The organism is Kitasatospora sp. NPDC059327 (assembly GCF_042752535.1).
GTDB lineage: Bacteria > Actinomycetota > Actinomycetes > Streptomycetales > Streptomycetaceae > Kitasatospora.
In genome coordinates this window covers 19,880-43,638 of the sequence record NZ_JBHYYB010000061.1, presented here as the reverse complement: position 1 = coordinate 43,638, position 23,759 = coordinate 19,880, and the positions used below count along the sequence as shown (strand labels likewise).

31 protein-coding genes are annotated in these 23,759 nt (G+C 69.8%); 26 read left to right on the top strand and 5 right to left on the bottom strand.

The window, feature by feature from the left end; genetic code table 11:
• Positions 1 to 173 precede the first annotated feature (173 nt).
• The 3 genes from ACFXHB_RS29975 (at position 174) to ACFXHB_RS29965 (ending at position 4,210) form a co-directional block, all read left to right on the top strand.
• Positions 174 to 1,187: a glycosyltransferase gene (locus ACFXHB_RS29975; protein WP_380577797.1), complete on the top strand. Its 1,014-nt coding sequence runs from the start codon at positions 174 to 176 to the stop codon at positions 1,185 to 1,187.
• Positions 1,188 to 1,274: 87 nt separating this feature from the next.
• Positions 1,275 to 3,713, top strand: coding sequence for a hypothetical protein (locus tag ACFXHB_RS29970; protein ID WP_380577796.1), 2,439 nt, complete (start codon positions 1,275 to 1,277; stop codon positions 3,711 to 3,713).
• Positions 3,714 to 3,742: 29 nt separating this feature from the next.
• Positions 3,743 to 4,210 carry a GtrA family protein gene (locus ACFXHB_RS29965; RefSeq protein ID WP_380577795.1) on the top strand — a complete coding sequence of 156 codons (468 nt, stop codon included), beginning with the start codon at positions 3,743 to 3,745 and terminating at the stop codon, positions 4,208 to 4,210.
• On the opposite strand, the gene ACFXHB_RS29960 is transcribed toward ACFXHB_RS29965, so the two are convergent.
• The 5 genes from ACFXHB_RS29960 to rfbA all read right to left on the bottom strand — a co-directional run bounded on the left by ACFXHB_RS29960 (position 4,197) and on the right by rfbA (position 9,100).
• Positions 4,197 to 5,408 (bottom strand): acyltransferase family protein, encoded by a 1,212-nt coding sequence (locus tag ACFXHB_RS29960; RefSeq protein WP_380577794.1) that lies wholly within the window; start codon positions 5,406 to 5,408, stop codon positions 4,197 to 4,199. The genes ACFXHB_RS29965 and ACFXHB_RS29960 overlap by 14 nt on opposite strands.
• A 144-nt stretch (positions 5,409 to 5,552) precedes the next feature.
• Complete coding sequence (locus tag ACFXHB_RS29955; RefSeq protein WP_380577793.1) at positions 5,553 to 6,509, bottom strand: NAD-dependent epimerase/dehydratase family protein; 957 nt, start codon at positions 6,507 to 6,509, stop codon at positions 5,553 to 5,555.
• 49 nt (positions 6,510 to 6,558) lie between these two features.
• Positions 6,559 to 7,461 carry a glycosyltransferase family 2 protein gene (locus tag ACFXHB_RS29950; protein WP_380577792.1) on the bottom strand — a complete coding sequence of 301 codons (903 nt, stop codon included), beginning with the start codon at positions 7,459 to 7,461 and terminating at the stop codon, positions 6,559 to 6,561.
• Between the two features lie 167 nt (positions 7,462 to 7,628).
• Complete coding sequence (gene rfbC / locus ACFXHB_RS29945; RefSeq protein ID WP_380577791.1) at positions 7,629 to 8,228, bottom strand: dTDP-4-dehydrorhamnose 3,5-epimerase; 600 nt, start codon at positions 8,226 to 8,228, stop codon at positions 7,629 to 7,631.
• Positions 8,225 to 9,100 carry a glucose-1-phosphate thymidylyltransferase RfbA gene (gene rfbA, locus ACFXHB_RS29940; protein ID WP_380577790.1) on the bottom strand — a complete coding sequence of 292 codons (876 nt, stop codon included), beginning with the start codon at positions 9,098 to 9,100 and terminating at the stop codon, positions 8,225 to 8,227. The genes rfbC and rfbA overlap by 4 nt, the downstream gene beginning before the upstream one ends.
• Positions 9,101 to 9,181: 81 nt before the next feature.
• Between rfbA and rfbB the strand changes: the two genes are divergently transcribed.
• The 23 genes from rfbB to rplR all read left to right on the top strand — a co-directional run bounded on the left by rfbB (position 9,182) and on the right by rplR (position 23,739).
• Positions 9,182 to 10,156, top strand: coding sequence for a dTDP-glucose 4,6-dehydratase (rfbB, locus tag ACFXHB_RS29935; RefSeq protein ID WP_380577789.1), 975 nt, complete (start codon positions 9,182 to 9,184; stop codon positions 10,154 to 10,156).
• Complete coding sequence (locus tag ACFXHB_RS29930) at positions 10,153 to 11,469, top strand: lipopolysaccharide biosynthesis protein (RefSeq protein ID WP_380577788.1); 1,317 nt, start codon at positions 10,153 to 10,155, stop codon at positions 11,467 to 11,469. Before rfbB ends, ACFXHB_RS29930 begins: the two co-directional genes overlap by 4 nt.
• A gap of 110 nt (positions 11,470 to 11,579) precedes the next feature.
• Positions 11,580 to 11,981 (top strand): DUF2304 domain-containing protein, encoded by a 402-nt coding sequence (locus ACFXHB_RS29925; RefSeq protein ID WP_380577787.1) that lies wholly within the window; start codon positions 11,580 to 11,582, stop codon positions 11,979 to 11,981.
• The gene (locus ACFXHB_RS29920; protein ID WP_380577786.1) at positions 11,978 to 12,754 is read left to right on the top strand and encodes a glycosyltransferase family 2 protein; all 777 of its coding nucleotides are present in this window, start codon (positions 11,978 to 11,980) and stop codon (positions 12,752 to 12,754) included. The genes ACFXHB_RS29925 and ACFXHB_RS29920 overlap by 4 nt, the downstream gene beginning before the upstream one ends.
• Positions 12,755 to 12,960: 206 nt before the next feature.
• Positions 12,961 to 14,769 (top strand): hypothetical protein, encoded by a 1,809-nt coding sequence (locus ACFXHB_RS29915; protein WP_380577785.1) that lies wholly within the window; start codon positions 12,961 to 12,963, stop codon positions 14,767 to 14,769.
• A 494-nt stretch (positions 14,770 to 15,263) separates the two neighbouring features.
• Positions 15,264 to 15,572 carry a 30S ribosomal protein S10 gene (gene rpsJ / locus ACFXHB_RS29910; protein ID WP_012785157.1) on the top strand — a complete coding sequence of 103 codons (309 nt, stop codon included), beginning with the start codon at positions 15,264 to 15,266 and terminating at the stop codon, positions 15,570 to 15,572.
• 14 nt (positions 15,573 to 15,586) lie between these two features.
• The gene (gene rplC, locus ACFXHB_RS29905; protein WP_380577784.1) at positions 15,587 to 16,234 is read left to right on the top strand and encodes a 50S ribosomal protein L3; all 648 of its coding nucleotides are present in this window, start codon (positions 15,587 to 15,589) and stop codon (positions 16,232 to 16,234) included.
• A gap of 4 nt (positions 16,235 to 16,238) precedes the next feature.
• Positions 16,239 to 16,916 carry a 50S ribosomal protein L4 gene (rplD, locus tag ACFXHB_RS29900; protein WP_030393295.1) on the top strand — a complete coding sequence of 226 codons (678 nt, stop codon included), beginning with the start codon at positions 16,239 to 16,241 and terminating at the stop codon, positions 16,914 to 16,916.
• On the top strand, positions 16,916 to 17,236 hold the full coding sequence (rplW, locus tag ACFXHB_RS29895) for a 50S ribosomal protein L23 (protein ID WP_063348967.1): 321 nt from the start codon (positions 16,916 to 16,918) through the stop codon (positions 17,234 to 17,236). Before rplD ends, rplW begins: the two co-directional genes overlap by 1 nt.
• A gap of 43 nt (positions 17,237 to 17,279) precedes the next feature.
• The gene (gene rplB / locus ACFXHB_RS29890) at positions 17,280 to 18,116 is read left to right on the top strand and encodes a 50S ribosomal protein L2 (RefSeq protein ID WP_360631633.1); all 837 of its coding nucleotides are present in this window, start codon (positions 17,280 to 17,282) and stop codon (positions 18,114 to 18,116) included.
• Positions 18,117 to 18,127: 11 nt separating this feature from the next.
• The gene (gene rpsS / locus ACFXHB_RS29885) at positions 18,128 to 18,409 is read left to right on the top strand and encodes a 30S ribosomal protein S19 (RefSeq protein WP_030055821.1); all 282 of its coding nucleotides are present in this window, start codon (positions 18,128 to 18,130) and stop codon (positions 18,407 to 18,409) included.
• Positions 18,410 to 18,459: 50 nt separating this feature from the next.
• Positions 18,460 to 18,807 carry a 50S ribosomal protein L22 gene (gene rplV, locus ACFXHB_RS29880; RefSeq protein ID WP_360631630.1) on the top strand — a complete coding sequence of 116 codons (348 nt, stop codon included), beginning with the start codon at positions 18,460 to 18,462 and terminating at the stop codon, positions 18,805 to 18,807.
• The gene (gene rpsC / locus ACFXHB_RS29875) at positions 18,807 to 19,631 is read left to right on the top strand and encodes a 30S ribosomal protein S3 (protein ID WP_327677868.1); all 825 of its coding nucleotides are present in this window, start codon (positions 18,807 to 18,809) and stop codon (positions 19,629 to 19,631) included. The genes rplV and rpsC overlap by 1 nt, the downstream gene beginning before the upstream one ends.
• Positions 19,632 to 19,636: 5 nt before the next feature.
• On the top strand, positions 19,637 to 20,056 hold the full coding sequence (gene rplP / locus ACFXHB_RS29870; RefSeq protein ID WP_030055824.1) for a 50S ribosomal protein L16: 420 nt from the start codon (positions 19,637 to 19,639) through the stop codon (positions 20,054 to 20,056).
• The gene (rpmC, locus tag ACFXHB_RS29865; protein WP_063348970.1) at positions 20,056 to 20,280 is read left to right on the top strand and encodes a 50S ribosomal protein L29; all 225 of its coding nucleotides are present in this window, start codon (positions 20,056 to 20,058) and stop codon (positions 20,278 to 20,280) included. Before rplP ends, rpmC begins: the two co-directional genes overlap by 1 nt.
• Positions 20,280 to 20,552 carry a 30S ribosomal protein S17 gene (gene rpsQ, locus ACFXHB_RS29860; protein WP_030055826.1) on the top strand — a complete coding sequence of 91 codons (273 nt, stop codon included), beginning with the start codon at positions 20,280 to 20,282 and terminating at the stop codon, positions 20,550 to 20,552. The genes rpmC and rpsQ overlap by 1 nt, the downstream gene beginning before the upstream one ends.
• Positions 20,553 to 20,654: 102 nt before the next feature.
• The gene (rplN, locus tag ACFXHB_RS29855; RefSeq protein ID WP_030393301.1) at positions 20,655 to 21,026 is read left to right on the top strand and encodes a 50S ribosomal protein L14; all 372 of its coding nucleotides are present in this window, start codon (positions 20,655 to 20,657) and stop codon (positions 21,024 to 21,026) included.
• A gap of 15 nt (positions 21,027 to 21,041) precedes the next feature.
• Complete coding sequence (gene rplX / locus ACFXHB_RS29850) at positions 21,042 to 21,353, top strand: 50S ribosomal protein L24 (protein WP_030055828.1); 312 nt, start codon at positions 21,042 to 21,044, stop codon at positions 21,351 to 21,353.
• Entirely contained in the window at positions 21,353 to 21,922 is a 570-nt protein-coding gene (gene rplE, locus ACFXHB_RS29845) for a 50S ribosomal protein L5 (protein WP_030300393.1), read from the top strand. Before rplX ends, rplE begins: the two co-directional genes overlap by 1 nt.
• A gap of 4 nt (positions 21,923 to 21,926) precedes the next feature.
• On the top strand, positions 21,927 to 22,112 hold the full coding sequence (locus ACFXHB_RS29840; protein WP_030393303.1) for a type Z 30S ribosomal protein S14: 186 nt from the start codon (positions 21,927 to 21,929) through the stop codon (positions 22,110 to 22,112).
• A gap of 270 nt (positions 22,113 to 22,382) precedes the next feature.
• Positions 22,383 to 22,790, top strand: coding sequence for a 30S ribosomal protein S8 (rpsH, locus tag ACFXHB_RS29835; protein WP_030232489.1), 408 nt, complete (start codon positions 22,383 to 22,385; stop codon positions 22,788 to 22,790).
• 22 nt (positions 22,791 to 22,812) lie between these two features.
• On the top strand, positions 22,813 to 23,352 hold the full coding sequence (rplF, locus tag ACFXHB_RS29830) for a 50S ribosomal protein L6 (protein WP_380577783.1): 540 nt from the start codon (positions 22,813 to 22,815) through the stop codon (positions 23,350 to 23,352).
• A 3-nt stretch (positions 23,353 to 23,355) separates the two neighbouring features.
• A complete protein-coding gene (gene rplR, locus ACFXHB_RS29825) occupies positions 23,356 to 23,739 on the top strand; it encodes a 50S ribosomal protein L18 (protein WP_360631627.1) in 384 nt (127 codons plus the stop codon).
• The last annotated feature ends 20 nt before the right edge of the window (positions 23,740 to 23,759 follow it).

The window sequence follows — 23,759 nt, the reverse complement described above, 5'->3', positions numbered from 1 at the left end:
TCAAGAAGCATTCATGCAATCGCAAAATCCTGCTGCTAGCCTGGCCGCCACCACGGGGCCGGCTCCGGCCCCGCACCTCTCCTTCGCATCCACCAGCTCGGTCGTCCGGGCCACCCGGCCGCTCTCCGGCAGCGATCGATCGTTCTCAAAGACATAGGGACAGGCGACAACTGATGTACACCGCAGCTGTATCGGCAGAGCAGGTGGCCTCCCGGCCGGCGCCGCTGTTGTCGGTCGTGATGCCGATCTACAACGAGCAGGAAGCCCTGCCGCTGACGGTCCAGCGCCTGCGTCCGATCCTGGACGAGCTGGGGGTCGACTACGAGGTCGTCGGTATCGACGACGGCAGCACCGACGCCACCCCGGCGATCATGCAGAAGATCCACCAGGACTGGCCGGAGTTCCGGATCGTCCGCTTCGCGCGCAACTCCGGTCACCAGGCGGCGCTGACCGCCGGTATCCACCGCGCCTACGGCGACTACGTCGTCTCGATCGACGCCGACCTGCAGGACCCGCCGGAGAAGATCACCGAGATGCTCGCGCTCGCCCGCGAGAAGAACCTCGACATCGTCTACGGCGTGCGCGGCGACCGCGGCACCGACACCTTCTTCAAGCGGCGGACCGCCGGCGCCTACTACTGGCTGATGCGCAAGCTCGTCGGCAAGAAGATGCCGAACCAGGCCGGTGACTTCCGCCTGCTCAGCCGGGCCGCCGTGGACGCGCTCAAGGCGATGCCCGAGCACCAGCCGGTCTACCGCCTGCTGGTGCCGTGGCTGGGCTTCCCCAGCGGCGAGGTCGTCTACGTCCGCGAGGAGCGGGTCGCGGGCAGCACGCACTACCCGCTGTCCAAGATGGTCCGCCTGGCGATCGACAGCATCACCAACTTCTCCGCCAGCCCGCTGCGGCTCGCCACCTGGCTCGGCCTGCTGAGCTTCGTGCTCTGCTTCTGCCTGGGGATCTACACCACGGTCGAGTACGCGCTCGGCAAGACCGTGCCCGGGTGGTCCTCGCTGTTCATCGGCATGCTCTTCCTCGGCGCCGTCCAGCTGGTCTGCATCGGCCTGCTCGGCGAGTACGTCGGCCGGATCTACTCGGCGGCGCAGGCCCGGCCGGCCTACTTCGTGGGCTACGACTCGGCCGAGGACAGCGACGCGAAGACGGTGAAGGTCTCCGAGTACGCGGTGTGACCCCCCGGTCCGTCCCGCGGCGCCGGCCGCCGCGGGACGGACCTCGTGCCAGGAAGCCGACGCACAGCCCGCAGGAGAAGAAGAGCGATGGGCACTACCGACAGCACCGCGCCCGCCCTGGGCACGCCGACCGGCTCCGCCGGGCGGCGGACCGGCAGTTCCGTGCCGGACGCCGACGGTGCCCCGCTCGGCCTCCGGGCCCGGCTGACGGCCTTCCTCCCCGCGGCCGCGGCCTACCTCTTCCTGGTCGTCCTGCTGCTGGCCGCCGACACCTCGGTCAGTGACGTCGCGCGCTACACCTTCTACGTGCTGTGGGGCGTCATGCTCCCGGGCACGCTGGTCTTCCGCCTGCTGCGGCGCCGTCCGCACACGCTGGTGGAGGACCTCGCCTTCGGCGCCGTGGTCGGTCTGGTGCTGGAGCTGGCGGCCTGGGCGGTCCTGGTCGGCCTCGGCCTGCAGTCGGTGGCCACCGCCTGGCCGCTGGCGGTCGTGATCCCGTTCGCCGCCGTACCCCGGCTGCGGCGGCACTGGCGACCGCGCGGCTACCGCCGGATGTCGGCCGGCTGGTCCTGGTCGGTCGCCGGAACGGTCGCGTTCACCAGCGCCTACATGTACGGCGCGGTGCTCAGCCGGAACCCGATCGTGCCGGACAGCGAGACCACCCGGCAGTACATCGACCTGCCGTACCTGCTGTCGCTGGCCGGGAACGCCAAGCACAACTTCCCGCTGACCTTCCCGCAGGCCGCCGGCGAGCCGCTGCACTACCACTGGTTCACCTTCGTCCACATGGCGATGACCGACCTGGTCGGCCACATCGACCTGTCCGTCGTCCAGATGCGGCTGATGGTGCCGGCGCTGGCCGCGCTGGCCATGGTGATCACCGCCGTGGTGGCGCACCGGCTGACCGGCCGGCCGTGGGCCGGACCGGTCGCCGCCCTGCTGATCTTCGCCGTGGGCGAGTTCAACGCGATCTACCCCAACAACGTCGGCCACTGGACCTTCGGCGCCCCGGCGGTGCCGCTGATGTCCTGGGCGAGCCTCTCCCTGACGTACAGCCAGCCGCTGCTGATGGCCCTGATCGGCGTGGTCGGCGACGCCCTGCGCGGACGCGGCGCCGGGGAGCGCGGCGAGGGGGAGCGCGCTGCCGGGGAACCCGGCGACGAGGGCCGGGCCGGCCGGATCCCGGCGTTCGGCCGGGGCGCGTTCGTGCTCACCGCGCTGTTCGCGGTGGCCTCCAGCGCGGCCAAGGCGAGTTCGCTGCCGGTGACGCTGGCCGCGCTGGCCTTCGCGGGCGTGATGGTGCTGATCGGGACGCGGCGCATCCCGTGGACCATCGTCGGCCTCGGCGCGGTCGTCGCCGGTGCGCAGGTCTTCGCCACCGCCGTGCTGTTCCGCTTCGAGAGCTACGGCCTCGAAGTGGTGCCCTTCGGCAACATCGAGAAGTACTGGGCGGATCCGCAGCAGACCCGGACGGCGGTGACCCAGAGCGTGGTCGTCGCCGCCACGCTGGTCGCGTTCCTGCTGAACCACCAGCTCCGGATGGTCGGCATGATCCCGCTGCTGTGGCGACGCCGGCTCCGCCTGGAGCAGACCCAGTGGTTCCTGCTCGGCGGGGCGCTCGCCGGTCCGGCCGTCTACCTGGTGGTCAACGGCTTCAACGCCAGCTACTTCACCCTCGCCGGTCTCTCCTTCGGGGTGCTGCTCTCGGCCTGGGGCTACTGCGAGGTCTTCGAGCGCGCCGCGCTGCCCACCCGGGGCAAGGTCGCGCTCGCGGCCGGCACGGTGGCCTTCGTCCTCCTGCTCACCTACGGCATCTACCACTACGCGGTCGACTGGGCGACCTTCGCGCTCAAGGCGGTCGGCGACGCCAAGGGCACCGCGTCCTACACCCCGCTCGTCCCGGCGCTGGCCGCGGCGGCGGCGCTGGCCGGCGTCGCCGCGGTCTGCGGCGTGCTCTGGTGGGCGGCCGGCCGGGCGCTGCCGGCCCTGCGCGGCCGGGGCGGGGTGGTCCTGCTGACCGCGGCGCTCGCGGCCGGCGCGCCCGCGCTGCTGCTCGACGTCCAGCAGTCCCGGCAGGTCCCGTGGGACGGCGCGTGGCCGCTGCCCGCCAGCCAGGTCGAGGCCGCCCGCTGGGTCCGCGCGCACAGTGACCCGACCGACGTGCTGGTCACCAACGGCCACTGCCGTTCGGAGAACGACTACGCCGTCCCCGGGGCGAACTGCTGGAACTCGCTGTCCTTCTACCTGAGCGGCTACTCCGAGCGCTCGGTGCTGGTGGAGGGCTGGGCCTACTCGCCGCGGCTGATGTCGGAGAAGTCCGGCTCCTTCTGGGACCAGCCGCTGCTCCAGCTCAACGAGGACGCCGTCTACCGTCCGACGGCCGGTATCCTCGACCAGCTGCGGGAGCGGCACCACGTCCGCTACGTGGTGGTCAACCGCAAGGTGGCACCCGAGTCCCCGGACCTGAAGACCCTCGCCAAGCCGGTCTTCGACAACGGCCGGATGGCCGTGTACGAGATTTCCTGACCCGACGAACCGATCACATGGGTGCTGACATGGTTTCCATCGACCGGTCGACCGAAGCGGCCGCAGTGCCGTCGGCCGACCAGGGCCCGCAGGCCCCCGGCAGCGGGACGGCCAAGCGCCAACTCCCGTCCTTCCTGGTGATCGGGGTCCTGAGCACCCTCTTCTACCTGGTGCTCTACGTGGTGGCCCGGCGCTTCGTCGACCCCCAGGTGGCCAACTTCCTCGCGCTGGCGATCAGCGCGGTGGCCAACACGGCCGCCAACCGCCGGTTCACCTTCGGCATCACCGGCAGCGAGGGCGCGCTGCGGCACCAGCTGCAGGGCGCGGTGGCCTTCCTCATCGGCCTCGGGCTGAGCGCCGGTGCGCTGGCCCTGCTCGACCTGGCCGCGCCGGACGCCTCGAAGGCCGTCGAGGTGGCCGGGCTGATCGTCGCGAACGGTCTGGCCACCGTGGTCCGGTTCCTGCTGATGAAGGTCTGGGTCTTCAGGAAGAAGTGACCTCGGGCGGCTTCGGCCGCTGCGCCGGCTGCGGGCCCGGTCGGGGTTCCCGCCCGTCGGCCGCCCGCCGCCGGCCCGGGGTCCAGGAGCGCAGCCGCAGCGCGGGCGCCTCGACGAGGTGCCAGGAGAGCGCCGCCAGCACCCCGGTCGCGCCGAGGGCGCCGACCAGGAAGCCGAGCGGGCCGAAGCGCGCTCCGCCGACCAGTGCCAGCGCCTGCTCGACCGGGAAGCCGAAGATGTACACGCCGTACGAGTAGTCGCGGCGGCTGCCGACCGCCCGCCAGCGGCGGGGCAGGACGGCCGCGGCCCAGAACAGCAGGTAGACCAGCGCGGGGAGGCCGAGCTCCGCGAAGCCGCCCCAGCGGGCCGAGCCGGCCGCGACGAGGGCGGCGGCCAGAGCCAGGGTGTCGTCCACCCGGACCCGCTCGGCGTGGAGCCGCAGCGCGCCGCCGAGCAGGAAGGCGAGGCCGAGGTTGGCGGCGAGGTGGAAGGTGACCTGGCCCAGCGGCGGCAGGGTGACCCCGGGGCCGCCGGCCGGCGGCACCCCGGCCGGGAGGTCCGCGGCGCCGGCGGCGATCAGCAGCCAGAGCGCGAGCGCCGCCGCGGTGACCGGCGTCCGTCGGCGCAACAGCCCGAGAGCGGCCAGCAGCCCGGCCACCAGGTAGCAGAGCAGCTCGTACTTCAGCGACCAGAGGGCGCCGTTGAGGCTCCCGTCGAAGTTGGTACCGGCGCGGACGCCCCCGGCGATCACGCCCGAGACGTCCCAGCCCGTGGTGGGGGTGTCGCTCCCGAGAGTGGTCAGATAGCTCAGCGGGCCGTCCGGTCGGCTCCAGAAGCCGCCCAGCGTGCCGTGCTGCCACCAGTAGAGGGCGGGCATCAGGACGAGGGCCGAGAACAGCAGCGATCCGCAGAGGCCGGGCACGATGCGCAGCGCCCGGTGCCAGACGAAGCGGCCGGGCGGGAGGCGCCGGGCGCTCTCGGTGATCACGAAGCCGGAGAGCGCGAAGAACCCGAGGACGGCGGCCTTGCCGAGGTCGGTCTGCCCGCCGCTCCAGCGCCAGAGCGGATCGGGGCGTCCCCAGCCGAGGGGGAAGACGTGCGAGACGACGACGGTGGCGGCCAGCAGGAGCCGCAGTGCGCCGAGCCCGTTGGCCCGGCCGTGGAGGAGCGGCGCGAGCGTGCCGCGCGGGCGGAGCACCGTTGGTCGGCTGATGGCTCCCCCCCCACTGGTTCGGCCGGGCGGCGGCCGCGGTCGTCGCGGACGCCGCCACGTCATGGCGTGCGGTGTTCGTCGGGCGCGGGCGCGGGCCGGGGCCCACGCCCGCGGCGCGGCGATCCGCGCCTAGGCCCGCGGCGCGGCGATCTGGGCCTCCCAGAGCTCCCGGACGGCCTCGCGCAGGGTGCGCCGGGGCTCCCAGCCGAGCTGCTCGCGGGCGACGGTGATGTCGAGCCGCTGCCACTCGGTCTCCGGGCCGGTGCCGTCCGGCGCGGGGACCTCGGTGATCTCGGTGGGCACCCCGCTCTCCTCGATCAGCAGCTCGACCAGCAGCCGGGCCGAGGACGCGGCGCCGGTGCCGATGTTGACCACCGGCGGGACGTCACGCCGGACGGCGGCGAGGAGCACCGCGTCCAGGGTGTCGGTGAGGTCGACGAAGTCGCGCTGGGCGGTGAGCGGCTGGAGCGAGAGCCGGGCGGTCTCGCCGGCCAGGCGGGCGGCGTCCAGCTTGGCGGCCATCACACCGAGCAGGCTGTGACCGGGCTGGCCGGCGCCGACCACGTTGCCGAGCCGCAGCGACACCGCGTCCAGCCGGCCGGCCTCGACGGCCCGCACCACGGCCTCGGTGGCGGCGAGCTTCAGCTTGCCGTACTCCATCACCGGGGCGGCGGGGTCGCTCTCGCGCTGGCTGGTGCCGACCGGCGCCATGCCGTACTCGTGCACGGTGCCGAGGTGGACCAGCCGGGCGGGGGAGGCCATCGCGGAGACGGCCTCGATCAGCCGGTCCACCAGGACCACGTTGGCCTGGTACATCTGCTCGTCGTTCAGGCCCCACATGCCGCCGGCCGCGTTGACGACCGTGTCGATCCGCTCGCGGTCGAGCAGCGCGGTGAGGTCGGCGGCGGCGTCGGAGGAGATGTCGAAGGCGACGAACCGGCCGGGCGCCGGCACCGCCGGGGCCTTGCGGGCGAGGCTGACGACCTCGGCGCCCTGCTCCAGCAGGCGGGCGCCGAGCACGCGGCCGATGAAGCCGGTGCCGCCGAGGACGGCGACCCGGGCGGGGGCCGGGTGCGGTGCGGTCATGGGGTGACTCCCTGGGACGGTGATGGGCCTGGGGCGTTGGCGGGCTGGGTCAGCGGGGGCGGGCGGCGGTGCTGGTGGCGTTGCGCAGCAGGGCCTTCGCGCCGTCCCACTGGCCGGCGCGCATCGCGCCCGGGACCAGGGTGAGGGCGTGGATCCGGGCCGAGAGGTGCATCCGGGAGGCCTTGGCGGCCCGCGGCCAGCCGTGCGCGTCCAGGCGGTCGGCGGCGTCCAGGAAGTACCGGCGGGCCTCGGCGAAGCGGGTGCCGCTGTAGGCGGACTTCGAGGAGATGCTGACGGCGTGCCGGCGGTACTGGAAGGCCCGGACGTCGTCGACGACCATGTGCTCGCCGCACTGCAGCAGGTCGATGACGAGGGCGAGGTCCTGGATGATCTCCAGGTTGTCGCGGAAGCCGGTGGTCCGTACGGCCTCGGTGCGCCAGCAGATCGACGGGAAGTACAGCCAGTTGCCCTTGAGCAGGCTGACCGCGAGGTCCTCGCCGCCGCGCAGGGTGCGGCCCTGCTGCTTGGGCGCGTAGATCCGGCGCTTGGCCTCGTCGGCGAGCGAGCTGCTGGGGTTCCCGTCGCCGTCGATCACCTGGACGCCCGGCTGGATCATCGCGACGCCGGGGTACTGGGCCAGGATCGACCGGATGGTGGCGACGTAGTTGGGCAGCATGATGTCGTCGGTGCCCATGAACATCATGTACTCGTGCTCGGCCATGCCCAGGCACTTGCGGTAGTTGCCGGTGACGCCGAGGTTCTGCTCGTTGCGGAAGTACCGCACCCGCGGGTCGTCGAGTTCGGCGAACCACTCCGGGACGCCGGGCTCCCGGCCGTCGTCGACGACGGTCAGCCGCCAGTCGGGATCGCTCTGCGCCAGCACGCTGCGGACCGCGGCCTGCATCAGCGCGACGTCGCCGTAGTACGGGAGCAGGATTTCCAGAGTGGTCATGGTGGAGGGCACATCCGCTGGTCTGAGTCGGGGCCGGGAGCGGGGTGAGGACCCCGCGGCGGGCCCATCATACTGAGCCCGTCGGCGGCCCCCGCCGGGCCGCCCGCCGCGCACGCGACGATGCCCGGGCCCGCGCCGGAGGGCGGCGGGCCCGGGCATCGGGCGGTTCAGCGGGTGCGCAGGCTCTCGGTGAAGGCGACGCACTTCTCGTAGTCCGGCAGCAGACCGGTGGCGAGCGCCTCGGCCAGCGACGGCGCGGCGTCGTCCCGGGCGGACAGCTGCGGGGCGTCGGTGGGCCACTCGATCCCGAGGTCCGGGTCGAGCGGGTGCACCGCGTGCTCACCGGTCGGGTTGTAGGTCTCCGAGCAGACGTACGACAGCGTGGCGTCGTCGGTCAGCGCGCAGAAGCCGTGGCCGACGCCCTCGGGGATGTAGACCGACCGGCGGTCCGCGTCGTCCAGCCGGACGAACTCCCAGCGGCCGAAGGCGGGGGAGCCGACCCGCAGGTCCACGACCACGTCGAGCACGGCGCCGCGCACGCAGCTGACGTACTTGGCCTGGCCGGGCGGGACGTCGGCGAAGTGGATGCCGCGCACGACGTTCTTCGCGGACACCGACAGGTTGCCCTGGGCGAACTTCAGCGGGTGGCCGACCACCTCTTCGAGCCGGTCGAAGCGGTACCACTCCATGAACAGGCCGCGCGGGTCGCCGTGCTGCTGCGGGGTGACCTCGAAGGCGCCGGGGATCGAGAGCTCACGGAACTTCACCGGGCCGCCTCCTCGTCGAGCAGCGCGATCAGGTAGTCGCCGTAGCCGCTCTTGCGCAGCGGCTCGGCCAGCTCGCGCAGCTGCCCGGCGTCGATCAGGCCGGCCCGCCAGGCGGCCTCCTCGATGCAGCCGATCTTGAAGCCCTGGCGCTCCTCGATGACGCGGACGAACTCGGAGGCCTGCACCATCGAGACGAACGTGCCGGTGTCGAGCCAGGCGGTGCCGCGGTCGAGGATGGTCACGTGCAGCTCACCGGTCTTGAGGTACTCCTCGTTGACCGCGGTGATCTCCAGCTCGCCGCGCGCGCTCGGGCTGAGGCCGGCCGCGATCTTGACCACGCGGTTGTCGTAGAAGTACAGGCCGGGCACCGCGTAGCGCGACTTCGGCTGCGTGGGCTTCTCCTCGATGGAGATGACCTGGCCGTTGTCGTCGAACTCCACCACGCCGTACGCGGTCGGGTCGGCGACCGGGTAGGCGAAGACCATGCCGCCCTGGGGCGCGGTGCGCTGCGCGAGCCGGGTGCCGAGGCCGCTGCCGTGGAAGATGTTGTCGCCGAGGATCAGGGCGACGGGCTCGTCACCGATGAAGTCGGCGCCCAGCACGAAGGCCTGGGCGATGCCCTCCGGCTTCTCCTGGACGGCGTACTCCAGCTTGAGGCCGAACTGGGAGCCGTCGCCGAGCAGGCGCTGGAACTGCTCCTGGTCCTGGGGGGTGGTAATGATCAGGATCTCGCTGATACCGGCCATGACCAGGGTCGACAGCGGGTAGTAGATCATCGGCTTGTCGAAGACGGGGAGGAGCTGCTTCGAGACTGCTCGGGTCAGCGGCCACAGTCGTGACCCGGTGCCGCCCGCCAAGAGGATTCCACGCATGCGCGCAGCTTATGTGAGGTTCGGAGCCCGCCGCTGACCCGGGGCGATGGCCCCGGGGCACACCGGTAGACTGCCCGCACTATGCGCATCCTCGTCACCGGCGGCGCCGGCTTCATCGGTTCAGAGTTCGTCCGGCAGCTGCTCGGCGCCGACGCAACGGATCAGATCACCGTCTTCGACAAGCTCACCTACTCGGGCGTCGAGGCCAACCTGGCGCCCGTCGCCGGTCACAGCGGCTACTCCTTCGTCCGCGGCGACATCTGCGACGAGCAGGCCGTCGACCAGGTCATGCCCGGGCACGACGTGGTCGTCCACTTCGCGGCCGAGTCGCACGTGGACCGCTCCATCGAGGGCGCCGGCCCGTTCGTGGTGACCAACGTCCTGGGTACCCAGGTCCTGCTGGACTCGGCCAAGAAGCACGGTGTCGGCCGCTTCGTCCACGTCTCCACCGACGAGGTCTACGGCTCCATCTCCGAGGGCTCCTGGACCGAGGAGTGGCCGCTGGCGCCCAACTCCCCGTACTCGGCCTCCAAGGCCGGCTCCGACCTGCTCGCGCTCGCCTACCACCGCACCCACGGCATGGACGTGGTGGTCACCCGCTGCTCCAACAACTACGGGCACTACCAGTTCCCGGAGAAGGTCATCCCGCTGTTCACCACCAACCTGCTGGACGGCAGGAAGGTGCCGCTGTACGGCACCGGTGGCAACATCCGTGACTGGCTGCACGTCTCGGACCACTGCCGCGGCATCGAGCTGGCCATGCGCAAGGGCCGCTCCGGCGAGGTCTACAACATCGGCGGCGGAACCGAGATCACCAACAAGGAGCTCACCGAGCTGCTGCTGCAGGCCGCCGGCGCCGACTGGTCGATGGTCGAGCCGGTCGCCGACCGCAAGGGCCACGACCTGCGCTACTCGCTGGACATCACCAAGATCAGCGAGGAGCTCGGCTACCGCCCGCAGGTCCGCTTCGAGGACGGCCTGGCCGCCACCATCGCCTGGTACCGCGAGAACCGTGCCTGGTGGGAGCCGCTGAAGGCCAAGGCCACCCTGCGATGACGAACCCGGTGGCCAAGCTGCTGGGGGCGCTGCCCCCGGGTGTGCGGCTCGTCGCGGGGGGCACCGTGGTCCTCGGTGTCTCCTCGTACATCTTCCTGGCACTCGCCGGGCACAGCTTGGACACCACCCAGGTCGCCGGCGTCTCGATGCTCTGGACCGTGGTCATGTCCGTCGGGTACGGGCTGTTCTCCCCGGTCGAGCTGGAGCTGACCCGCCTGGTGGCCGCCCGCGACGTGGCCGGCCACGGCCCCGGTCCGGCGGTCCGGCGGGTCCTGCTGGTCGCCGCCGGGGTGCTGGTGACGGTGCTGGCCGTGATCGCGGCCGCCGCCCGCCCGATCGCGGACCGCTTCTTCTCCGGCGACCTCGGCCTGGTGGCCGGTCTGGGCGGCGCCCTGGTCGGCCTGGCCGTGAGCTCGGTGGCCCGCGGGGCGCTGGCCGGCCTGGGCAACTTCGGCGCGTACGGCCTGCAGCTCGCCGTCGACGGTGGCCTGCGGATCGGCCTCGCCGCGCTGATCCCGCTGTTCGGCGCGCACTCGGCGTTCGCGTTCGCGCTGATCCTGGTGGTGGCACCGCTCGCCGCCTCGGCGATCGGGATGCGCGGCGTTCTCGCGGACCGGCGCGGCGGACCGGCGCCGGCCTGGCGCGACCTGGTCACCGGGCTCGGCCTGCTGACCGGTTCGACGCTGCTGGCGCAGCTGATGGTCAACGCGGCCGTGGTCAGCGTCGGCCTGCTCTCGCCGTCCTCCAAGGCGCTGATCGCCGCGCTGCTGAACGCCGTGGTGCTGGCCCGGGTGCCGCTCTTCGCCTACGCGGCGATCCAGGCCTCGCTGGTCTCCTCGCTCTCCGGCGCCGCCGCGGCCGGCAACCACGCGGAGTTCCGCAAGGTGCTGCTGCGCACCGGCGGCATCGTGGTGCTGATGAGCACCGCCGCCGGGCTGCCGACGGTCTTCCTCGGCCCCTGGGCGATCCGGGTCTTCTTCAAGGCGCAGGACGTGCTGGGCCCGGTGGACTTCCTCTGGCTGGCCCTCGGCACGCTCTGCTACATGCTGGCCACCGTCTTCGGCCAGGCGCTGCTCTCGCTCGGGCGCCACCAGCGGCAGCTGCTCTCCTGGCTGGCCGGTTCCGCGGTGCTGGTGGCCGTCACCCTGGTCCCGGGGGACATCGCCACCCGGGTCGAACTCGCCTACCTGGCTGGTGCCGCGGTCAGCGCTGCTGCCATGCTGTGGGCGCTGGCCCGCTCGCTGTCCGCCCCGGCCCGGCCCGTGGCGGAACACCGGGCTCCCCTGGCGGCACACCAGTCGTCGGAGGCGTGACGCCCGTTCGTCGGGTCCCGCACAGCCGGCGGCGGCAGTACGTTCACGCCACGCCTTTAATATGTGATTACCCTTGGCCACGCCACTGCCGCTGAAAGGCGCCTCCAGTCGTGCATCTCACCGTCATCACTTCGATCACCGGCGTGCTGGTGCTCGTCTACATCCTGGAGTTGCTGCGCCGACAGCAACTGCGGGAGAAGTACGCGGCTATCTGGCTCGCGATCGGCGTCGTCGTGGCGCCGCTCGGCTTCTTCCCGACGATCCTGGACTCGACCGCGCGTCGGCTCGGCATCGCCTCCGGCGTGAGCCTGGTGCTGTTCGCGGGCTTCGTCCTGGTCCTGATGGTCTCGCTGCACCTGAGCTGGGAGGCCTCCCGGCTGGAGGCCGAGACCCGGACCCTGGCCGAGGACGTCGCCATGATGCGGGCCCACCTGGCCGAGCACCACGGCTACCCGATCGCACGCAGCAGCAACGACGCCGGCAAGACGACGGACTCCGGGGTGACGGCATGATCGACGGCAAGCGGGTACTGATCATTCTCCCGGCCTGGAACGAGGCCGAGGGTCTGCCCAAGATCCTTCACGAGATCCAGCAGAAGCTCCCCGGTGTCGACACCCTGGTGGTCGACGACGGCTCGGTGGACAACACCGCGGCCGTGGCCGCCGCGGCCGGCTCCCGGGTCGCGCAGCTGCCGTACAACCTCGGGGTCGGCGGCGCCATGCGGTTCGGCTACCGCTACGCCCACCTGCACAACTACGACGTGGCCATCCAGTGCGACGCCGACGGCCAGCACGACCCCGCGTACGTGCCGGCCCTGCTGGAGAAGCTCCAGGAGGCCGACCTGGTCATCGGCGCCCGGTTCGCCGGCCAGGGCAGCTACAAGGTGCGCGGCCCGCGCAGCTGGGCGATGAAGCTGCTGTCCGTGGTGCTGTCGCGGGTCACCCGCACCCGCCTCACCGACACCACCTCGGGCTTCAAGGCCTGCAACAAGCCGATGATCGAGTTCTTCTCGCAGTGGTACCCGGTCGAGTACCTGGGCGACACCATCGAGAGCATGGTCGGCGCCGCCCGCTGCGGCTTCGTCATCCGGCAGGTCCCGGTGGCGATGCGCGAGCGGACCACCGGCACGCCCAGCGCCTCCCCGATCAAGGCGACCATCTACCTGGCCCGCGCGGGCCTGGTGCTGCTGCTCGCGATGATCCGCCGGATGCCCAAGCACCTGAAGACCATCGAGCCCGCCAGCCGGGCCGCTGCCCCGCAGCGCGCACTGGCCGGCCGGAGCTGATCACGGTGAGCGACCGCCCCGGGTGCACCTGGTGATCGATCCGGTGCGCACCGGGGCGTCTTGCTAGCGTGTCGCCCGTGGGCGGGTCGTTCGGGTACGGCGGCCGTCCTGGGCAGAGGGCGCCGGTGGGTGCCCGCCGACTTCGCTCGCACCGGCGAGCCGACCCGACCCCGCGGCAGCCTGCCGCTTCACGGAAGCGAATTGACATGACGGATTTGGCCCCGGACGTCGTCGGTGGCCCCGCCGCGGCGCCCCAGGGAGTGAACGGCACCGCGTCGTCCGGTGACTCGGCTGCCGCCCGCCCGGGCGGCCGCTCCCGGTGGACCGAGAAGCGCTGGTTCCTCCCGCTGGCCGAGGTCGTGGTCAGCGTGGTCGCGGCGCTCGGATTCCTGGCGCTCTGCCAGCACATCAGCGTCAACCCGATCAGTCGGGTCGGGCAGGTCAGCGGCCTCGCCAAGATCCAGCAGTACGCGGCCCTGCTCGGCATCCCGGTGCTCGCGGCGCTGCTCTTCCTCGCCTACCGGGGCACCCTGCGCCACTACCAGATCGCCCAGCGGCTGGTCTGCGCGGCGCTCGCGGGCCTGGCCACGGGTGTGGTGGCCGGCGGCATCGCCGTCGCGCTGCACGGCACCCCGTGGGGCCTGGGCGGCCAGGAGGGCGACCCGGGCAACCTCATGGGCATGGCCAACGACATGATGCGGGGCGAGGGGCTGCCGGGTGTCTACCCGCCGCTGTTCCCGGCCCTGCTGGCCGTCTGGGCCAAGCTCTTCCACAACGGCATCCCCGGCGTCGGCCACGCGCTGAAGGACCTCCAGCTCATCCTCAGCGCACTGGTCGGGCCGATGGCCTACCTCTCCTGGCGGATGCTGCTGCGCCCGTTCTGGGCGATGGCCGTCGCGGTCCCGACCTCGATCGTCTTCCTCGACCCGATCCGCCCGTACAGCCACGGCTCGATGCTGGTGCTGCTGCCGCTGCTGGCCGCCTGCTTCCGGGAGATCCGCCGGGCCGACGAGCTGTCCACCCGTTCGGCGGTACTGCGCGGGCTGGGCTTCGGCGCCGCCTTCGGCGTGATGTTCCTCTGGTACTCCGGCTGGTACCTCTGGGCCGCGCCCGGCTCGTTCATCCTGGGTCTGATGCTCTTCCCGTGGCGCCGCGGCCGCGCCGCGATCACGCGCGCGCTGGTCTTCCTCGGCGTGATGCTCGCCACCGCCGCGGTGATCGGCGCGCCGCTGCTCTACCAGCTGGCCCGCCTCGGCGCGTCCACCATGGACCGCTACGCGTACATCAACACCTACATCGACCCGGCGTACGTCCTGGGCTGGGCCTCGGACCGCTCCGGCGGGCTGACCTACCACAACTGGCCGGAGTCCGGCGAGCTGGCCGGCCAGAGCGGCTTCGCCGTGCTGCTGCTGCTCGGCGTCGGGATCGGCGTCGGGCTGGGGCTGCGCAACATCATCGTCCGGACGGCCGGCTTCGTCCTGGCGGGTGCCTGGCTGCTGCGCTTCTGGTTCGCCTCGCACATGGAGCACAACCAGGCCGTCCAGCTCTACCCGCGAACCACCTGGATCATCTTCTACTGCCTGATCGTCCTGGCGGTCCTGGGCGTGATGCTGACCTACCAGCGCGTCTTCGGCTGGGTCCGCGGCACCCTGGAGGCGCTCAGCCCGGCCCGGGCCGCCCGGATCTCGCCGCGCGCCCTGGCCCAGGTGGCCGCCGGCCTGGTCTGCGCCGTCGCCCTGTTCGCGACGATGGGCGGCTCGTGGTCGGCCAACCGCTTCATGCCGTCCACCAACCCCGGCGTCGAGGACATGGGCCTGGACGCCTGGCGGGCGCACATCCAGCAGCTCGACAACGGAGACTGCCCGAGGTACTCGCCGTACAAGGGCGTGAAGGCGTGCAACCCGATCAACATGGGGCTGTCCGAGTACACCTTCGGCCCGGACGAGAACAAGCTGTGGTGCGCCAACAGCGGTAGCGACTACACCGTGGTCTGCGGTCGGCCGCCGAAGAACTGACCGCGCGCGCGACCACCCCGATCGGGGCCGGTGAGGGAGACCTCACCGGCCCCGATTGGCTTTGTCGCTGCTCCATGTGGCAGTATGTCCAAGTTGCTCGGTTGAGTGCCGATGCTACGCGCCTCCCGCCGGGAGGACCGGAAGCGAGTCCCATGTACTCGTCGTTCCCGTGATGGCCGTTCATGTGTTCACGTGAAATGTGTGAATGCAGTGGTGTGAAGTCGACACCGCGGCAGCTGCGGGGCGGACGTACGGGAATCTTCCGGGAAGCGTGGGCGGGGCCTCGATCCGGCGCCTGGTGGGTGCAAGACCTCACCGATCCAGTGGGAAATCCGCAAGGGGGAGACCTCGTGCCGGATTTTTTGCAGGCGGACGTGCGACACGCCCGACCGCGTGGGTCGGAGGTAACCATCCAGGGGTGCCACCGGACACAGTCCACCCGGACGAAACCGGCCGTAGAAGCGACAGACGACACAAAGGACTACTGAGTAGCCATGGCGGGACAGAAGATCCGCATCCGGCTCAAGGCCTACGACCACGAGGTGATTGACTCCTCGGCGAAGAAGATCGTCGAGACCGTCATTCGCACTGGTGCGCAGGTCGCGGGCCCGGTGCCGCTGCCCACTGAGAAGAACGTGTACTGCGTCATCCGCTCGCCGCACAAGTACAAGGACTCGCGCGAGCACTTCGAGATGCGCACTCACAAGCGTCTGATCGACATCCTCGACCCCACGCCGAAGACGGTTGACTCGCTGATGCGTCTCGACCTGCCGGCTGGTGTCGACATCGAGATCAAGCTCTGAGAGGCACACCGAAGATGGCTAAGCAGATTAAGGGCATCCTGGGCGAGAAGCTCGGCATGACCCAGGTCTGGGACGAGAACAACCGGATCGTTCCGGTGACCGTCGTCAAGGCTGGGCCCAATGTCGTGACCCAGGTCCACACCGCCGACAGTTCGGCCGGCTACGACGCCGTCCAGATCGGTTTCGGCGAGATCGACCCCCGCAAGGTGAACAAGCCCCTCGCGGGTCACTTCGCCAAGGCCGGTGTCACCCCGCGCCGCCACCTGGTCGAGCTCCGTACGACGGACGCGTCCGAGTACACCCTCGGCCAGGAGATCACCGCGGAGCTGTTCGAGGCGGGTGTCAAGGTCGACGTGACCGGCACCTCCAAGGGCAAGGGCTTCGCCGGTGTCATGAAGCGCCACAACTTCCGGGGCCTCGGCGCCGGTCACGGTGTGCAGCGCAAGCACCGCTCGCCCGGCTCGATCGGTGGCTGCGCCACCCCGGGTCGTGTGTTCAAGGGCGTACGGATGGCCGGCCGGATGGGCCACGAGCGCGTGACCACCCAGAACCTGACCATCCATGCCGTTGACGCGGAGAAGGGGCTGCTCCTGATCAAGGGCGCAATCCCGGGCCCGAACGGCGGCCTCGTCCTCGTCCGCACTGCGGCGAAGGGGCTGTGAGGATATGAGCACCATTGACATCCTGTCGCCCTCGGGCGACAAGACCGGCAGCCTTGAGCTTCCGGCCGAGATCTTCGACGCCAAGGTCAGCGTTCCGCTGATGCACCAGGTCGTCGTGGCGCAGCTCGCTGCGGCCCGTCAGGGCACCCACAAGACCAAGACGCGTGGCGAGGTTCGCGGCGGCGGCAAGAAGCCGTACCGTCAGAAGGGCACCGGCCGCGCCCGTCAGGGCTCGACCCGCGCCCCGCAGTTCGCCGGCGGTGGCGTCGTGCACGGTCCCGTGCCGCGTGACTACTCGCAGCGGACCCCGAAGAAGATGATCGCCGCCGCTCTGCGCGGTGCGCTCACCGACCGGGCCCGCCACAACCGCATCCACGTCGTCACCGACGTGATCGCGGCCGAGGCGCCGTCGACCAAGGCCGCCAAGGGCCTGTTCGGCAAGATCACCGAGCGCAAGAACATCCTCCTCGTCGTCGAGCGTGCCGACGAGCTGGGTCTCAAGAGCGCCCGCAACCTGCCGAACGTGCACATCCTGGACGCCGGCCAGCTGAACACCTACGACGTGCTCGTCTCCGACGATGTGGTCTTCACCCAGGCCGCCTTCGAGCGTTTCGTGGCGGGTCCCGCCGCGTCCGCCAAGGCCGTGGCTGCTGAGGGCGAGCTCGAAGGGAGCGCCGCCTGATGGCTGCAGAGATCACGAGCAAGACGTTCACGGACCCCCGTGACGTCCTGGTGAAGCCGGTCATCTCCGAGAAGAGCTACTCGCTCCTCGACGAGAACAAGTACACGTTCGTCGTGTCGCCCGGTGCCAACAAGACCCAGATCAAGCAGGCCGTCGAGGCGGTCTTCTCGGTCAAGGTCGAGTCCGTCAACACGCTCAACCGTCAGGGCAAGCGCAAGCGCTCCAAGACGGGCTTTGGCAAGCGCAAGGACACCAAGCGCGCCATCGTGACGCTGGCTGAGGGCAACCGCATCGACATCTTCGGTGGTCCGGTCTCCTAACGGGGATCGTGATCGTCGATAAGGACGAGGACGAGAGAGCCAAATGGGCATCCGCAAGTACAAGCCGACTACGCCGGGCCGTCGTGGCTCCAGCGTGGCCGACTTCGTAGAGATCACGCGGTCCACGCCGGAGAAGTCGCTGGTTCGCCCCCTGCACAGCAAGGGCGGCCGTAACAACGCCGGTCGGATCACCGTTCGCCACCAGGGTGGTGGACACAAGCGCGCCTACCGCGTGATCGACTTCCGTCGTCACGACAAGGACGGCGTGCCGGCCAAGGTCGCGCACATCGAGTACGACCCGAACCGCACCGCGCGCATCGCGCTCCTGCACTACGCGGACGGCGAGAAGCGCTACATCATCGCGCCGCGCGGCATCGCGCAGGGTGACCGGGTCGAGAACGGCGCTGGCGCCGACATCAAGCCCGGCAACAACCTGCCGCTTCGCAACATCCCGGTCGGTACGACCATCCACGCGGTGGAGCTGCGTCCCGGTGGCGGTGCCAAGATGGCCCGCTCCGCCGGTGCCGGCATTCAGCTGCTGGCGCGTGAGGGCAAGATGGCGCACCTGCGCATGCCCTCCGGTGAGATCCGCCTGGTCGACGCGCGCTGCCGCGCGACCGTCGGCGAGGTCGGCAACGCCGAGCAGTCGAACATCAACTGGGGCAAGGCCGGCCGTATGCGCTGGAAGGGCGTTCGCCCGACCGTGCGTGGTGTGGCCATGAACCCGATCGACCACCCGCACGGTGGTGGTGAGGGTAAGACCTCCGGTGGTCGCCACCCGGTTTCGCCGTGGGGCCAGAAGGAGGGTCGTACTCGTAGCCCGAAGAAGGCTTCGAACGCCCTCATCGTGCGCCGCCGCAAGACCAACAAGAAGCGCTAGGAGCAGGTCAGATGCCGCGCAGTCTCAAGAAGGGCCCCTTCATTGACGGCCACCTTCTCAAGAAGGTGGACGCGCAGAACGAGGCGGGTACCCAGAACGTCATCAAGACCTGGTCCCGTCGCTCCGTGATCTTCCCGGCCATGCTCGGCCACACGATCGCGGTCCACGATGGCCGTAAGCACGTCCCGGTGTTCGTCACCGAGTCGATGGTCGGCCACAAGCTCGGCGAGTTCGCGCCGACGCGTACCTTCCGCGGTCACGTCAAGGACGACCGCAAGTCGAAGCGTCGCTAGTCGCCAGCGAGATTACCGACTCAATGACTTACACCAGCAAGGGGACAACCATGGAAGCCAGGGCCCAGGCGCGGTACATCCGCGTCACGCCCATGAAGGCCCGCCGCGTGGTGGACCTCATCCGTGGCCTGAACGCCACGGAGGCCCAGGCGGTCCTGCGTTTCGCTCCGCAGGCCGCTACCGTGCCGGTCGGCAAGGTGCTCAACAGCGCCATCGCCAACGCCGCGCACAACTACAACCACTCCAACGTGGACGACCTCGTCATCAGCGAGGCGTACGTTGACGAGGGCCCGACCCTGAAGCGGTTCCGTCCGCGCGCCCAGGGCCGTGCCTACCGGATCCGCAAGCGGACCAGCCACATCACCGTGGTCGTCAGCAGCAAGGAAGGGACCCGGTAATGGGCCAGAAGGTTAACCCGCACGGGTTCCGCCTCGGCATCAGCACGGACTTCAAGTCCCGCTGGTACGCCGACAAGCTGTACAAGGACTACGTCAAGGAAGACGTCGCCATTCGTCGCATGATGACGAAGGGCATGGAGCGCGCCGGCATCTCCAAGGTCGAGATCGAGCGCACCCGCGACCGCGTCCGCGTTGACATCCACACCGCCCGCCCCGGCATCGTCATCGGCCGTCGCGGCACCGAGGCCGACCGCATCCGCGGCGACCTCGAGAAGCTGACCGGCAAGCAGGTCCAGCTGAACATCCTTGAGGTCAAGAACCCCGAGCTGGACGCCCAGCTCGTGGCTCAGGGCGTCGCGGAGCAGCTGTCCTCCCGCGTCTCCTTCCGCCGTGCCATGCGCAAGTCGATGCAGGGCACCATGAAGTCCGGCGCCAAGGGCATCAAGGTCCAGTGCTCCGGTCGTCTCGGCGGCGCCGAGATGAGCCGTTCGGAGTTCTACCGCGAGGGCCGTGTGCCGCTGCACACCCTGCGCGCGAACGTCGACTACGGCTTCTTCGAGGCCAAGACGACCTTCGGCCGTATCGGCGTGAAGGTCTGGATCTACAAGGGCGACGTCAAGAACATCGCCGAGGTCCGCGCTGAGAACGCCGCTGCCCGCTCGGGCAACCGTCCGGCCCGTCCCGAGGGTGGTCGTCCCGCCCGCGGTGGCGAGCGCCGTGGTGGCGAGCGCGGTGGCCGTGGCCGTCGTCCCGCCGGCACCGAGGCCCAGGCCCCGGTCGCCGCCGAGACCCCGGCTGCCGAGAACACCGGAACGGAGGCCTGACCGCAATGCTGATCCCCCGTCGGGTCAAGCACCGCAAGCAGCACCACCCGAAGCGCCGCGGCGCTGCGAAGGGTGGCACCGAGCTCGCCTTCGGCGAGTACGGCATCCAGGCCGTCACCCCGGCCTACGTGACGAACCGGCAGATCGAGTCCGCTCGTATCGCCGTCACCCGTCACATCAAGCGTGGCGGCAAGGTCTGGATCAACATCTACCCGGACCGTCCGCTCACCAAGAAGCCGGCCGAGACCCGCATGGGTTCCGGTAAGGGTTCGCCCGAGTGGTGGATCGCGAACGTGCACCCGGGTCGGGTCATGTTCGAGCTGTCGTACCCCAACGAGAAGGTGGCTCGTGAGGCGCTGACCCGCGCAGCTCACAAGCTCCCGATGAAGTGCCGGATCATCCGGCGCGAGGCAGGTGAGAGCTGATGTCGGCCGGCACCAAGGCTGCTGACCTCCGCGAGCTGGACAACGAGGGTCTCGTTGCCAAGCTCCGTGAGGCCAAGGAGGAGCTGTTCAACCTCCGCTTCCAGGCGGCGACCGGGCAGCTCGACAACCACGGACGGCTCAAGCTCGTCCGTAAGGACATCGCGCGGATCTACACCCTGATGCGCGAGCGCGAGCTGGGCATCGAGACGGTGGAGAACGCCTGATGACTGAGAACACCAACGAGACGCGCGGTTTCCGCAAGACCCGTGAGGGCCTCGTCGTCAGCGACAAGATGGACAAGACCGTCGTCGTCGCCGTCGAGGACCGCGTCAAGCACGCGCTGTACGGCAAGGTCATCCGCCGTACGAACAAGCTGAAGGCGCACGACGAGGCGAACGCCTGCGGCATCGGCGACCGGGTCCTCCTCGCGGAGACCCGCCCGCTGTCCGCGACGAAGCGCTGGCGCGTCGTCGAGATCCTCGAGAAGGCCAAGTAACGAAGTTGATGCGGTACGGCCGTATGTGCACCAGGCCCCTCGTGGGCGCTGGTGTGAGCAGCGGCCGGCCCGTCAGCTCTCGTTGACGATCAGGAGAAAGCTGTGATCCAGCAGGAGTCGCGACTGCGTGTCGCCGACAACACGGGCGCGAAGGAAATCCTTTGCATCCGCGTTCTCGGTGGTTCCGGTCGCCGCTACGCCGGTATCGGGGACGTCATCGTCGCCACCGTCAAGGACGCGATCCCCGGCGGTTCGGTGAAGAAGGGTGACGTCGTCAAGTGCGTCGTCGTCCGTACCGTGAAGTCGCGCCGTCGTCCCGACGGTTCGTACATCCGGTTCGACGAGAACGCCGCTGTCGTTCTCAAGAACACCGACGGTGACCCCCGCGGTACCCGCATCTTCGGCCCGGTGGGCCGCGAGCTGCGCGACAAGAAGTTCATGAAGATCATCTCGCTTGCGCCGGAGGTGCTCTAACCCATGGCGAACAGCATGAAGATCAAGAAGGGTGACCTGGTCCAGGTCATCACCGGCAAGGACCGCGGCAAGCAGGGCAAGGTCATCCAGGCCATGCCCGCCGAGAACAAGGTCCTCGTCGAGGGTGTGAACCGGGTCAAGAAGCACACCAAGCCGGGTCCGGGCACTCAGGGTGGCATTGTCACCGTCGAGGCCCCGGTGCACGTCTCCAACGTCCAGCTGGTCGTGGAGAAGGACGGCAAGAAGGTCGTCACCCGCGTGGGCTACCGCTTCGATGACGAGGGCAACAAGATCCGCGTTGCCAAGCGAACCGGTGAGGACATCTGATGTCTGAGACGTCTGTTGAGAAGGTGACCCCCCGTCTCAAGGAGCGTTACAACTCCGAGATCAAGGGTCAGCTGCAGGAGCAGTTCTCGTACGAGAACGTCATGCTGACGCCCGGCCTGGTCAAGGTCGTCGTCAACATGGGTGTCGGCGAGGCCGCCCGTGACAGCAAGCTGATCGAGGGCGCGATCCGCGACCTGACCGCGATCACCGGTCAGAAGCCGGCCGTGACCAAGGCTCGCAAGTCCATCGCGCAGTTCAAGCTGCGCGAGGGCCAGCCGATCGGCACCCACGTCACCCTCCGTGGTGACCGCATGTGGGAGTTCCTGGACCGTCTGGTGTCGCTGGCCCTGCCGCGTATCCGTGACTTCCGTGGTCTCTCCCCCAAGCAGTTCGACGGCCGTGGCAACTACACCTTCGGTCTGACCGAGCAGGTTATGTTCCACGAGATCGACCAGGACAAGGTCGACCGTCAGCGCGGTATGGACATCACCGTCGTGACCACCGCTCAGACCGACGACGAGGGCCGGGCGCTCCTGCGTGCTCTGGGCTTCCCGTTCAAGGAGGCGTGAGCCAATGGCGAAGAAGTCCCTCATCGCGAAGGCCGAGCGGAAGCCGAAGTTCGGCGTCCGGGCCTACACCCGGTGCCAGCGCTGCGGCCGTCCGCACTCGGTGTACCGCAAGTTCGGCCTCTGCCGTGTGTGCCTCCGTGAGATGGCCCACCGCGGCGAGCTGCCGGGCGTCACCAAGAGCTCCTGGTAATCAGGACCTCGCGGTAATGCCATAGCGAAGCAGGTGTGCCCGATCCCACAGCGCCCCTTTTTTGGGGCTACGTACGGGAATCCCGTAAGGTAGTGAGGTCGGGCCCCCTGTCGCGGGAGCTCCGTAGCTGCCGTCGACCCTCTTCGGAGGGCTCGCACCCAGTCTTACGACGCCGCAGGTCCCCTGCGTCTGTGCCCCCGCCGCACTCCTCGGAGTGCGGCGGGGGGACCTGGCGCGGAGAAACCACGGCGAGAGAGGCCTGAGGCCATCATGACCATGACCGACCCCATCGCAGACATGCTCACGCGTCTGCGTAACGCGAACTCGGCGTACCACGACACCGTGGCGATGCCGGCTAGCAAGATCAAGGCGCACGTCGCCCAGATCCTGCAGCAGGAGGGGTACATCTCCTCCTACAAGGTTGAGGAGCCCGTCGAGGGCGAGGTCGGCAAGAAGCTGACCATCGAGCTCAAGTTCGGTCCCAACCGTGAGCGCTCGATCGCTGGCATCAAGCGGATCAGCAAGCCGGGCCTGCGGGTCTACGCAAAGTCCACCAACCTGCCGAAGGTGCTCGGCGGCCTGGGCGTGGCGATCATCTCCACGTCTTCCGGTCTCCTCACCGACAAGCAGGCTGCCAAGAAGGGCGTAGGCGGAGAAGTTCTCGCCTACGTCTGGTAATTCGGGAAACGGAGGTACAGCAATGTCGCGCATTGGACGGCTGCCCATCCCGGTTCCCGCCGGCGTGGACGTCACCATCGATGGCCAGGCGGTCTCGGTGAAGGGCCCGAAGGGCTCCCTCACCCACCTCGTCGCCGCGCCGATCGAGATCGGCAAGGGCGAGGACGGCACGCTGCTCGTCACCCGCCCCAACGACGAGCGTATGTCGAAGGCCCTGCACGGCCTTTCCCGCACGCTGGTGGCGAACATGATCACCGGCGTGACCGCGGGCTACCGCAAGTCGCTGGAGATCAGCGGTGTTGGCTATCGAGTCCTGGCGAAGGGCTCCAACATGGAGTTCCAGCTCGGCTACAGCCACCCGATCCTGGTCGAGGCCCCGGAGGGCATCTCCTTCGTCGTCGAGTCGCCCACCAAGTTCCACGTGGACGGCATCGACAAGCAGAAGGTCGGCGAGGTCGCTGCCAAGATCCGCAAGCTGCGCAAGCCCGACCCGTACAAGGCCAAGGGCGTCAAGTACGCGGGCGAGGTCATCCGCCGCAAGGTCGGAAAGAGTGGTAAGTAAGCGATGAGCGTCTCTGTCAAGATCGGCAAGGGCAACGCCTACAAGAGCGCCGCTCGCAAGCGCCGCGCCATCCGTGTTCGCAAGCGCGTCACCGGCACCGAGGTGCGTCCGCGCCTCGTGGTGACCCGCTCGAACCGCCACATGGTCGCCCAGGTCATCGACGACGCCAAGGGTCACACCCTGGCGTCGGCGTCCACCCTCGACGTGTCCATCAAGGGCGTCGAGGGCGACAAGACCGAGCTGGCCAAGAAGGTCGGGAGCCTGGTCGCCGAGCGCGCCAAGGCCGCCGGCATCGAGTCGGTCGTCTTCGACCGCGCGGGCAACCGGTACGCAGGCCGCATCGCCGCTCTGGCCGATGCTGCCCGTGAGGCCGGGCTCGACTTCTAAGCCGCTCGTCGGCTCAGTCG

Excerpts from the sequence above, each read along its gene's own strand:
- ACFXHB_RS29975 (WP_380577797.1), top strand. The coding sequence starts at position 174 with ATGTACACCGCAGCTGTATCGGCAGAGCAGGTGGCCTCCCGGCCGGCG.
- ACFXHB_RS29970 (WP_380577796.1), top strand. The coding sequence starts at position 1,275 with ATGGGCACTACCGACAGCACCGCGCCCGCCCTGGGCACGCCGACCGGC.
- ACFXHB_RS29965 (WP_380577795.1), top strand. The coding sequence starts at position 3,743 with ATGGTTTCCATCGACCGGTCGACCGAAGCGGCCGCAGTGCCGTCGGCC.
- ACFXHB_RS29955 (WP_380577793.1), bottom strand. The coding sequence starts at position 6,509 with ATGACCGCACCGCACCCGGCCCCCGCCCGGGTCGCCGTCCTCGGCGGC.
- ACFXHB_RS29950 (WP_380577792.1), bottom strand. The coding sequence starts at position 7,461 with ATGACCACTCTGGAAATCCTGCTCCCGTACTACGGCGACGTCGCGCTG.
- rfbA (WP_380577790.1), bottom strand. The coding sequence starts at position 9,100 with ATGCGTGGAATCCTCTTGGCGGGCGGCACCGGGTCACGACTGTGGCCG.
- rfbB (WP_380577789.1), top strand. The coding sequence starts at position 9,182 with ATGCGCATCCTCGTCACCGGCGGCGCCGGCTTCATCGGTTCAGAGTTC.
- ACFXHB_RS29930 (WP_380577788.1), top strand. The coding sequence starts at position 10,153 with ATGACGAACCCGGTGGCCAAGCTGCTGGGGGCGCTGCCCCCGGGTGTG.
- ACFXHB_RS29920 (WP_380577786.1), top strand. The coding sequence starts at position 11,978 with ATGATCGACGGCAAGCGGGTACTGATCATTCTCCCGGCCTGGAACGAG.
- ACFXHB_RS29915 (WP_380577785.1), top strand. The coding sequence starts at position 12,961 with ATGACGGATTTGGCCCCGGACGTCGTCGGTGGCCCCGCCGCGGCGCCC.
- rpsJ (WP_012785157.1), top strand. The coding sequence starts at position 15,264 with ATGGCGGGACAGAAGATCCGCATCCGGCTCAAGGCCTACGACCACGAG.
- rplC (WP_380577784.1), top strand. The coding sequence starts at position 15,587 with ATGGCTAAGCAGATTAAGGGCATCCTGGGCGAGAAGCTCGGCATGACC.
- rplD (WP_030393295.1), top strand. The coding sequence starts at position 16,239 with ATGAGCACCATTGACATCCTGTCGCCCTCGGGCGACAAGACCGGCAGC.
- rplW (WP_063348967.1), top strand. The coding sequence starts at position 16,916 with ATGGCTGCAGAGATCACGAGCAAGACGTTCACGGACCCCCGTGACGTC.
- rplB (WP_360631633.1), top strand. The coding sequence starts at position 17,280 with ATGGGCATCCGCAAGTACAAGCCGACTACGCCGGGCCGTCGTGGCTCC.
- rpsS (WP_030055821.1), top strand. The coding sequence starts at position 18,128 with ATGCCGCGCAGTCTCAAGAAGGGCCCCTTCATTGACGGCCACCTTCTC.
- rplV (WP_360631630.1), top strand. The coding sequence starts at position 18,460 with ATGGAAGCCAGGGCCCAGGCGCGGTACATCCGCGTCACGCCCATGAAG.
- rpsC (WP_327677868.1), top strand. The coding sequence starts at position 18,807 with ATGGGCCAGAAGGTTAACCCGCACGGGTTCCGCCTCGGCATCAGCACG.
- rplP (WP_030055824.1), top strand. The coding sequence starts at position 19,637 with ATGCTGATCCCCCGTCGGGTCAAGCACCGCAAGCAGCACCACCCGAAG.
- rpmC (WP_063348970.1), top strand. The coding sequence starts at position 20,056 with ATGTCGGCCGGCACCAAGGCTGCTGACCTCCGCGAGCTGGACAACGAG.
- rpsQ (WP_030055826.1), top strand. The coding sequence starts at position 20,280 with ATGACTGAGAACACCAACGAGACGCGCGGTTTCCGCAAGACCCGTGAG.
- rplX (WP_030055828.1), top strand. The coding sequence starts at position 21,042 with ATGAAGATCAAGAAGGGTGACCTGGTCCAGGTCATCACCGGCAAGGAC.
- rplE (WP_030300393.1), top strand. The coding sequence starts at position 21,353 with ATGTCTGAGACGTCTGTTGAGAAGGTGACCCCCCGTCTCAAGGAGCGT.
- ACFXHB_RS29840 (WP_030393303.1), top strand. The coding sequence starts at position 21,927 with ATGGCGAAGAAGTCCCTCATCGCGAAGGCCGAGCGGAAGCCGAAGTTC.
- rpsH (WP_030232489.1), top strand. The coding sequence starts at position 22,383 with ATGACCATGACCGACCCCATCGCAGACATGCTCACGCGTCTGCGTAAC.
- rplF (WP_380577783.1), top strand. The coding sequence starts at position 22,813 with ATGTCGCGCATTGGACGGCTGCCCATCCCGGTTCCCGCCGGCGTGGAC.
- rplR (WP_360631627.1), top strand. The coding sequence starts at position 23,356 with ATGAGCGTCTCTGTCAAGATCGGCAAGGGCAACGCCTACAAGAGCGCC.